The 7,244-nt window shown below is 47.5% G+C and carries 12 protein-coding genes; 9 read left to right on the top strand and 3 right to left on the bottom strand.

Translation table 11 applies throughout. The features are described from left to right. The 8 genes from H6F63_RS20850 to H6F63_RS20815 form a co-directional block, all read left to right on the top strand. On the top strand, positions 1–225 hold a 225-nt coding region (locus tag H6F63_RS20850; protein ID WP_190639385.1), incomplete at its 5' end, for a hypothetical protein. A gap of 100 nt (positions 226–325) precedes the next feature. Next, positions 326–979: a hypothetical protein gene (locus H6F63_RS20845; protein ID WP_190639384.1), complete on the top strand. Its 654-nt coding sequence runs from the start codon at positions 326–328 to the stop codon at positions 977–979. 49 nt (positions 980–1,028) lie between these two features. Continuing rightward, the gene (locus H6F63_RS20840) at positions 1,029–1,193 is read left to right on the top strand and encodes a hypothetical protein (protein ID WP_190639383.1); all 165 of its coding nucleotides are present in this window, start codon (positions 1,029–1,031) and stop codon (positions 1,191–1,193) included. Further along, on the top strand, positions 1,186–1,395 hold the full coding sequence (locus H6F63_RS20835) for a hypothetical protein (protein ID WP_190639382.1): 210 nt from the start codon (positions 1,186–1,188) through the stop codon (positions 1,393–1,395). The genes H6F63_RS20840 and H6F63_RS20835 overlap by 8 nt, the downstream gene beginning before the upstream one ends. Then, entirely contained in the window at positions 1,376–1,648 is a 273-nt protein-coding gene (locus H6F63_RS20830) for a hypothetical protein (RefSeq protein ID WP_190639381.1), read from the top strand. The genes H6F63_RS20835 and H6F63_RS20830 overlap by 20 nt, the downstream gene beginning before the upstream one ends. Then, on the top strand, positions 1,638–2,324 hold the full coding sequence (locus H6F63_RS20825; RefSeq protein ID WP_190639380.1) for a hypothetical protein: 687 nt from the start codon (positions 1,638–1,640) through the stop codon (positions 2,322–2,324). The genes H6F63_RS20830 and H6F63_RS20825 overlap by 11 nt, the downstream gene beginning before the upstream one ends. Positions 2,325–2,354: 30 nt before the next feature. Then, a complete protein-coding gene (locus H6F63_RS20820; protein WP_190639379.1) occupies positions 2,355–2,858 on the top strand; it encodes a hypothetical protein in 504 nt (167 codons plus the stop codon). Positions 2,859–2,915: 57 nt separating this feature from the next. Further along, complete coding sequence (locus H6F63_RS20815; protein ID WP_190639378.1) at positions 2,916–3,692, top strand: hypothetical protein; 777 nt, start codon at positions 2,916–2,918, stop codon at positions 3,690–3,692. 125 nt (positions 3,693–3,817) lie between these two features. Here the strand turns inward: H6F63_RS20815 and H6F63_RS20810 are convergent, their stop codons facing one another. From H6F63_RS20810 to H6F63_RS20800, 3 genes are read right to left on the bottom strand one after another with little or no spacing between them, the layout of a single operon-like run. Beyond that, entirely contained in the window at positions 3,818–4,171 is a 354-nt protein-coding gene (locus H6F63_RS20810; protein WP_190639377.1) for a hypothetical protein, read from the bottom strand. Beyond that, positions 4,164–4,979 carry a hypothetical protein gene (locus H6F63_RS20805; RefSeq protein ID WP_190639376.1) on the bottom strand — a complete coding sequence of 272 codons (816 nt, stop codon included), beginning with the start codon at positions 4,977–4,979 and terminating at the stop codon, positions 4,164–4,166. The genes H6F63_RS20810 and H6F63_RS20805 overlap by 8 nt, the downstream gene beginning before the upstream one ends. Positions 4,980–4,986: 7 nt before the next feature. After that, the gene (locus H6F63_RS20800; RefSeq protein WP_190639375.1) at positions 4,987–5,211 is read right to left on the bottom strand and encodes a hypothetical protein; all 225 of its coding nucleotides are present in this window, start codon (positions 5,209–5,211) and stop codon (positions 4,987–4,989) included. Between the two features lie 146 nt (positions 5,212–5,357). On the opposite strand from H6F63_RS20800, the gene H6F63_RS20795 reads away from it, so the two are divergent. Next, positions 5,358–7,244 (top strand): hypothetical protein, encoded by a 1,887-nt coding sequence (locus H6F63_RS20795; protein ID WP_190639374.1) that lies wholly within the window; start codon positions 5,358–5,360, stop codon positions 7,242–7,244.

Raw genomic sequence — 7,244 nt, 5'->3', positions numbered from 1 at the left:
TTTGTTGACCCCCGCATCTCAGAACCGAGGCGGCATTACATTAAACGAGCTTTAGCCAACGGGCAATGCGAGAAATACAGCTACACCTACGAAGACTCCCATATCTGGCACTTCGATGTCACGGTAGCGCCTCTGTATGGCTCGGAGGAGGTGATTACCGTCGTCCATGATGCCGCGTCTTGGCAGCTGGGTTACTGGGTTAATCGCCGAGTGAAATCTGAATAATTTTCCTGTTTTTTTCTGTGCGGAATTCCGCAGAAAACCCACCCTGGATAAAGGGTGGGTTTTTTATTAGAAAGGAAGTTAGTCTTGGTCAGCAATCTCTATGATTAATCCTCCTGACGGTTTTACCCTTATTAAGCGATTTTGTACAGACGAAAAGCTGCTATCCGATCTTGCCACTTATGCCCGTTCCCTCCCCTGGCATGAAGCCCCTTGTCACCGCTGCGTCCTCCATGAAGGTAGAAAAAGGTGTGGCGCTGCCAAGAATGGGGACATATGGCGACTGGACTTAGTTGCTGAGAAGGAAACCGTCAACATAAAAAACAGAGGGCAGGAATGGCGGGAATTGGTTGCTAAGTTACCCAAGTTTCCGCATCCAGAGGAAGACTTCCAGCCATCCTTCTTCCAGGTAGCGAAGTATGACCCCCGTGCCATACTTGAAGCTCACAAGGATGACCCGTTAAATTTTAGTCGGATGGCTTTCTTGGACGTTTGCGGAGATGCCTTTTTTAGCCTCAAAAAATCAGACGATGACTTAGCCCAAAAGTTTGAGGTTAAGTTAGAACCGGGTGATTTAGTGTTCCTCTCAGGCGAAGCTTTTCTCGACTGGTATCACGAGGCGCGTAACCTTGATACTGAGAGAATTATTTTGCTGATGGCAGACTCCAGAGGTAGCCATGTTGAGGAGGGTTGGAGGATTGTAAGTGATGCTCGTAAAATCCAAGCTGAGTTAAGAGAGCTTCTTAATAGCTTGTGACTTGGTAGCTAGAAACCTCCTAGAAGTAAAACCCACTTGCCGTCAATGTATGATTTACCGCCCGGATGACGAACTGCCGCCAATCGAAGAACTTCTGGAACTTGCCGAGGTTTCAGAAGACACGGTTGCCCAAGCGGTAGAAGCTTGGGAGAGCAACCCAGCCGACGAGGATTTTAAATTAATTTTTCGAGCAGAAACAGAAGCAGATGAATGAGCAGCATTGGAGCAGCCAACTGCCTGAGAAAATTCAACGAGAAATTGGGGATGCAGTGAGGCGGCAAGCCATAAACCTTCCGGTTAGTTTATTTGCCGAATGGTTTTCCCCAGTCCACTTAGAAAAAAGCTGGTTCCAGCAGGCAAGCAAATATATTGAAATTCCTTATCCGGAGTATTGGAATGATTCTGCCTCAAGTTGATATTGTCATGGGCTGGGAATCCTGCCATCTCCAATTCTGGGACGTTCTACACCAGGGCTTCAAGATTGGCACGGTCGTCTGGGACAAAACAACTTCTACCTGTGTTGCTTATCCCAATTTTGCCAATGCCGAAGTTTATATTGCTAATGGCGAAGGGGAAATTAAGTTTTCGAGGTTGCCGGATGCGATCGCTAAGTTGCTGGTGACTTGGCAGCTAGAAAAACTCCTAGAGCTAAAACCCAATGGCACTTGAATTTCTGTTTGATGCTAAAACCCAGAGATACCGATACAAAGACTCTGGGAAATTCGTGGGGGACACCGCCGTCCGGAACCTCACACAGAAAGCTATTGGGCAAATTGGCGCAGACCTGGGAACGATTGGAGACTTGTTGGTTCAGGGCAAAATCAGCGTCGCCACCTGGGAGAAACAAACCGCTCTAGCGCTCAAAAACCTGCACACCTGGAACTATATGTTAGGCGTGGGTGGGCAGAAAAACATGACAGCCAGCGACTACGGCATCCTGGGCAATCAGCTCAAGACTCAATATGAATATCTGCGGGGTTTCGCCAACGACCTGAGAACTACGGGCATGACCCAGGCACAGTTCCAGGCGCGGCTACAACTTTACGCCAATGCTGGTCACGGTACCTACGAACGCGCCAGACTGAAAGCCCACACCAACGCCAAGTTCAACTGGGAACGCCGCATCCGCACCAAAGCTAACAGTTGCCCCCCGTGTATTGGTTACGAAGCAAGGGGATGGCAGCCAATCGGGACTCTTCCCAACCCAATGCAGGATTGTGATTGCCGATCTAGATGTGGTTGTTACAAACGATTTAGCAAGAGTAAAACCAAGCCGCAAGATTCTCTCTTGAGCCGAAACTACGGCTGGGTCGGCAGTCTAAAGCAGCCATTGAAGATGGCTTAAAATCTAAAGCATTAATGGGCAGAACTACAGATGAAAGAAGCTCAAAGCACAGAGATGGAATGGATCTCAAACGCGCTAGCACGGATGGACGAACAGATGGAGGAATCTGAAAACTCCGAAACAAAATGGGTTTTAAACGCCATAACTCCTGCCAAGATAAGCCCAGCGCTAATAACAGCAAGATTTGATCAAACGGCTGAGCAAGCGTACCAAGGTTATATAACCATGCTCTCAGATAAGTTGATCGGGCTGCCGAAACCAACATCAAGTATAACTGTTGAACAACTTATAGAGAGAGGTGAGGTAGGCGCATACAAGAGAAGCACCGTTCTTTCTGACCTTCAGAAAGACTTAATAGCTCAGGTATACAAAAGCTTGAAAACTGTTAATAGCAATGGCCAAAATTTCAATCATTTGCTTACTGCACTCGATTGGCTGGTACGCCACGACCCACCAGAATATAAACAGGCTGCATATTATTTAAAATTTGTTTATCCTAAGCTGGCTGAAATATGTAAAGAATTCACAGGCTGACGCAGCTCAACCTGTGAGTGTGAAGCTTAGGGTGGCAGGCTGTAAGCATTTTTAGCAATGAAGCGAAACAGAAATAGAAGACGAAGCACTCACACTCAAGACAGCGTTAGTGTTGGGCAACAACAACAAGATAGTACACGGCTAGAATCAGCCGAAACTCCCGGCATTGTGGGCAGCAGCGCTCACCCTACAGCTCAACAACTTGAGTTAATAAACCGTTACACTTCAGCAGTATTAGAGCCTCTGGAAGCTCACGAAGTAATCACCATTCCCTTCATTGCCGCAGATAACCTGCTGAACCGTGGCTTGGGTAAATGGGCAGCAGACGATATGGACGCGATCGCATTACTCCTCCCTGGACTACCCTTCACCTTGGATCACGATTGGGGCGACGTGGCGAAAACTCAAGGATTGATTTACGATGCCCGTGTTGTTAAATCCCCAGAGGCTCCCGCTTGGGCTGTCAACCGCGCCGGGAACTTTGACCAGAACAGAAGGATTGTTGCCAAAGAAGGTTTTATTCAAACTGTCTGCGATGTGGCTTTCCCAGCCGTCTCCCAAATTGTTCAAGGATTGAGATTTGGGTTTTTGGGCGCTGTCTCTATGGGCGGCTTTCAATACAAAGATCACGCCTGCCCCATCTGCAACTCTTCATTTGAGGATAAACACTGTCCCCACTATCTCCCCGATCCTATGTGGGGATTGGTCGCAGAGTCAGATAATAACGTTGCTCCTTATTACATTCGCAGAGGCATTTACGACCTACTAGAGTTATCTCAAGTCCTCGGCCCCAACTTACCTGCGGCTGGAGCAATTCGCCGACATCAAGTTTAATTTGTGCGGATTTACGGAGGGTTTATAAGATTTTCTTATGCCGATTCTTGGAGATCGGCACTTTCTTACCCAAGAAAAACTTATCTATTTTATATTGACTAGATTCTTGATTCAGGAAATATGTTTTAATTCAGTGCGTTTGCGATCGCTTCCCCGAAGCCTTGATGTGTGGGGTCATAAAAAACTCCGCGCACTTCAATGTAAGAATGAGAGTCACCCTCATCGTTCTTCCCACAAATGATTTTGTAGGGAATACCCTTGGAGCGCAACACATCAGCCATGAGTTCAGCAGCTGTGTCGCACACCAAAAACTCATTAGCCGGATTGTGCAGTTGGGCAAGCTCTGCCTCATAGTCAGAAATTATCTGCTCAATCTCTGCCGGGTTAGTTGTAGCAATAAGGGCTGCGTTGATGTGAGCTGGAACTGCATAAGACGTAGCAGTGGTAAATCCATAGAAGCGGGCAACGAAGTCAGTCATAGTTTCTCATTCCGTATTCAATCCCCTCAGCAATTGTGGGGAATGGGTTCTTGAAAATTTCGTCTATCTCGTCCCATTTGGAAAAAATGGCATTTTCATACGACTGCTCACCATACTTAAGGAGTAACAAAAGGTACTGGCTGATCTCTTCAGACCATGTATAGCCCACGAAGGTGTACATTTCGCCTTTGTATCTGCAACTATCCCCTAGTTGTGTGCGACTCCAGTCCTTTGGTTTATTCTTATATTCGATTTCGTATGGTTTGCCACAGTTCAGGCAGTCCACCATATAAGTAATTGCGGGATGTCCGCACCAGGGGCATAGTCCTGCTTGAGTTCTGGCAAGGCGTTGGGCTTTGATTCTTTCTTCCTCTTGTCTAAGCCTTTCTTCTTTTTGTTGTTCTAATCTTAACCGCTCATTCCTGGCTTCCTGAATTGCTTTCTGCCAAGGTTTGTTTAGAGTGTTAGGGTCAACATTGAGCAAGACAATTTTCTCAAGAAAGTCAATTTTGATTTCCCAGTCAGGTCTTAATGTCCAACCCTTCCACTTTTTTAATTCTCGATATAATTTCCGTGAATTAGAATAATTTAATGCTGGATGAGTGTGGCTCCAAGATATAAACTGAATCATCCAAGAGTCCCAAAGTTCTTGGCGGTGAGTACGTGCTTCCGGCTTCCAAACGTTGCAGCCCGGCAACCCTGTCCGTAGCTCATCAGGTTCCTCGCACTTGTACCAGCGACGCGAAAGAAACTCACATAAATCCCGCCACATCCTCAGCTCTTGATAGCTTAAAATCATTGGAGCCACGGCGCTATCAAGCCTTGGAGAAATCTACATAATATTCGGCACCTACGGCAAATAAAGAAGTTGTATCCGGATTATTGATTTGCATTTCAATCTTGCCAGTAGGGGTTGCCTTCCAAAACTGTTGGTTTTCTGGACTGTCGCCATAAACTGGATTCATTTCAACTTTGATAGCATCAAACTCAAACTGAGTAATTGATGTAACTTTAAATTTAGCTCTAACTGTTGTTTCCATAGAAATCTCCAAGCTTTGATTCAAATATTCTAACCTTCCGCTCTTCCGCTAAGAAAGCTCAGTCACGACGAACAAGACCCATAAAAACTAAGTTCAGAGTATGGAATTTTACTCTTAGCTGCGACAGTGGTTTTTATGGGGTTTTTATGGATTTGAATAAAAATAAAAAAGTAAAAGGGTTTGGTGTTAAGGGGAATGATGCGGTAGGCTCTGGCGGCTCTGAACTAGATGCCATCCGCGCAACCAACGCTAAGAAAGGCTTTCGCGGCAAAGACGGTAAGGACTCCACTGAAGCCCAGCCTGAGACGGAAGCTCCCGCTGCCACACCCGCCACTGTCGCTGGTAGCGATAGCGCTGCACCACAGCCACCTAACAATAACGATATAAATGTCAGCGCTGATGGCGCTTTGACCCTGACCAAAGAGCAGCTACACGCTCTGATGGACACTCAGGTCAACAACAAACTTCGCCAGGTCAATGACGAACTGAACGCGCTGAGATCCAGAGTCGAGAATTTCGACGCGGAAGCTGATGCAGCTAAGCGTAAGCACGATGAAGAATTAGCTACTCTTGAGCGCCAAATTGAAGACCAAAAGCGTCAGAAGAATCAGCTCTCTGACATCTTCACTGAGTTCGGTTATGCAGTCCCCGGAAGCGATGCCTCCGCTCCCCAAACTGCCTATATTGCTCCTGCCTCCATGCGCGGCGGAATGAGCAAGCGCGATGCCGTCCGCGAATTTGAGAAGATTCGGGAAGACAGAACCCAGACCAAGCCTCAGATGGTCGTCAATCCGGAAACTGGGGAACAGTCATTACATACTGATAACCGGGCGTTACGCAGATTTATCAGAACCCACCGCGAAACCTTGCGCGATGGCATGGAAGATTTAGCACGAAAATCTGGACTACTCCGAGGTCAGACATCTGACTATACAGGCAGTGACGCTCCTACAAGTTTCGCAACAATTCCCCCAGCACTGCAAACCTATTTGAGCGAAATTACTCGCTCAGAGCATAGCTCCAAATTTATTCTTTGGCAGTTCCCGAATCGCAGCGTTGCCAACGGTATCCCACCGGGACAGACCATATTAGTTCCCCGCGTACTTCACCTAGAAGCAGGCACCTCTTCAGCAGATTGGCAGCTTGATCCATCTGTAGCGATTGTTAACGACTCGCAGCCATTACAAGGTTCGGGTCAGCCAATTGTTATTCGGGAAAACGGTATCGGCAAAACTCCAGCCTCTGGCCCCGCACTGATGCGCCCAGTCGCAATTCCTGAATTTGTGATGAGTACATCACTGATTCAATTGGAGAACGTCCTACAGCAACGCCTGGGCTACAACTACCACCTGTTTGAAGAAATCTCAATCCTAGAAATGTGGCTGGCAACAACTGCCGTCGCCTACAACCGGAATGGAGATGTAGCAACAGCAGCGGCAGATGTAACTGCTGGTAGCGGCGGACAGTTGGGTGTTGACTTCCTGGGTTCCCTGTTTGCTCACATGAGCATGATGAAAATCCCAACCTATCGCGATGGGTGCTACGGATTTGCGGCAACTCCTACGCAAATCGCTCAACTGAACAAAGATTTGCGAATCAACCATCAGTACCTTGATCGCCAAGGTGTTGAAGAATTGACCAATATGCTGTTTGCCTCCACAGGCAACGAAGATACAAGCGATCGCATCTCCGGTTATGTCGGCAAGATTGCTGGGTTCCACCTGTTCCAAGGCAACAACTTCTCTACAGGCATTGTCGGCACGCCTGGAGTTCAATCCGAATCTTTAGGCGGTTCCGCCAAAACCACCCGTTCCGGTTTTGCGTTCGGCGCTGACAGCATCGGCTGGTCAACTGCCATGCCAATGCAGGTTCGCGAATCCAATGACAACGATTATCAGCGGATGCGGAAGTTTATCTGGAAATCCCAAGAAGGTTGGGGCCCGTTGGATGTTGATCCAGCTTCCAATCCTCCTACTTCCAATAACCAGCAGCTGCGGGTTATTGAAGTCAGAACCGCTGACACCAAAGTATAG

It is taken from the genome of Trichocoleus sp. FACHB-40 (assembly GCF_014695915.1).
GTDB classification, from domain to species: Bacteria; Cyanobacteriota; Cyanobacteriia; order Cyanobacteriales; family FACHB-T130; genus Funiculus; species Funiculus sociatus.
The sequence above is the reverse complement of the archived record's forward strand: the minus strand, read 5'-3'. Positions and strand labels throughout refer to the sequence as shown.

Excerpts from the sequence above, each read along its gene's own strand:
- H6F63_RS20795 (WP_190639374.1), top strand. The coding sequence starts at position 5,358 with ATGGATTTGAATAAAAATAAAAAAGTAAAAGGGTTTGGTGTTAAGGGG.
- H6F63_RS20800 (WP_190639375.1), bottom strand. The coding sequence starts at position 5,211 with ATGGAAACAACAGTTAGAGCTAAATTTAAAGTTACATCAATTACTCAG.
- H6F63_RS20820 (WP_190639379.1), top strand. The coding sequence starts at position 2,355 with ATGAAAGAAGCTCAAAGCACAGAGATGGAATGGATCTCAAACGCGCTA.
- H6F63_RS20830 (WP_190639381.1), top strand. The coding sequence starts at position 1,376 with ATGATTCTGCCTCAAGTTGATATTGTCATGGGCTGGGAATCCTGCCAT.
- H6F63_RS20845 (WP_190639384.1), top strand. The coding sequence starts at position 326 with ATGATTAATCCTCCTGACGGTTTTACCCTTATTAAGCGATTTTGTACA.
- H6F63_RS20825 (WP_190639380.1), top strand. The coding sequence starts at position 1,638 with ATGGCACTTGAATTTCTGTTTGATGCTAAAACCCAGAGATACCGATAC.
- H6F63_RS20835 (WP_190639382.1), top strand. The coding sequence starts at position 1,186 with ATGAATGAGCAGCATTGGAGCAGCCAACTGCCTGAGAAAATTCAACGA.
- H6F63_RS20810 (WP_190639377.1), bottom strand. The coding sequence starts at position 4,171 with ATGACTGACTTCGTTGCCCGCTTCTATGGATTTACCACTGCTACGTCT.
- H6F63_RS20815 (WP_190639378.1), top strand. The coding sequence starts at position 2,916 with ATGAAGCGAAACAGAAATAGAAGACGAAGCACTCACACTCAAGACAGC.
- H6F63_RS20840 (WP_190639383.1), top strand. The coding sequence starts at position 1,029 with ATGATTTACCGCCCGGATGACGAACTGCCGCCAATCGAAGAACTTCTG.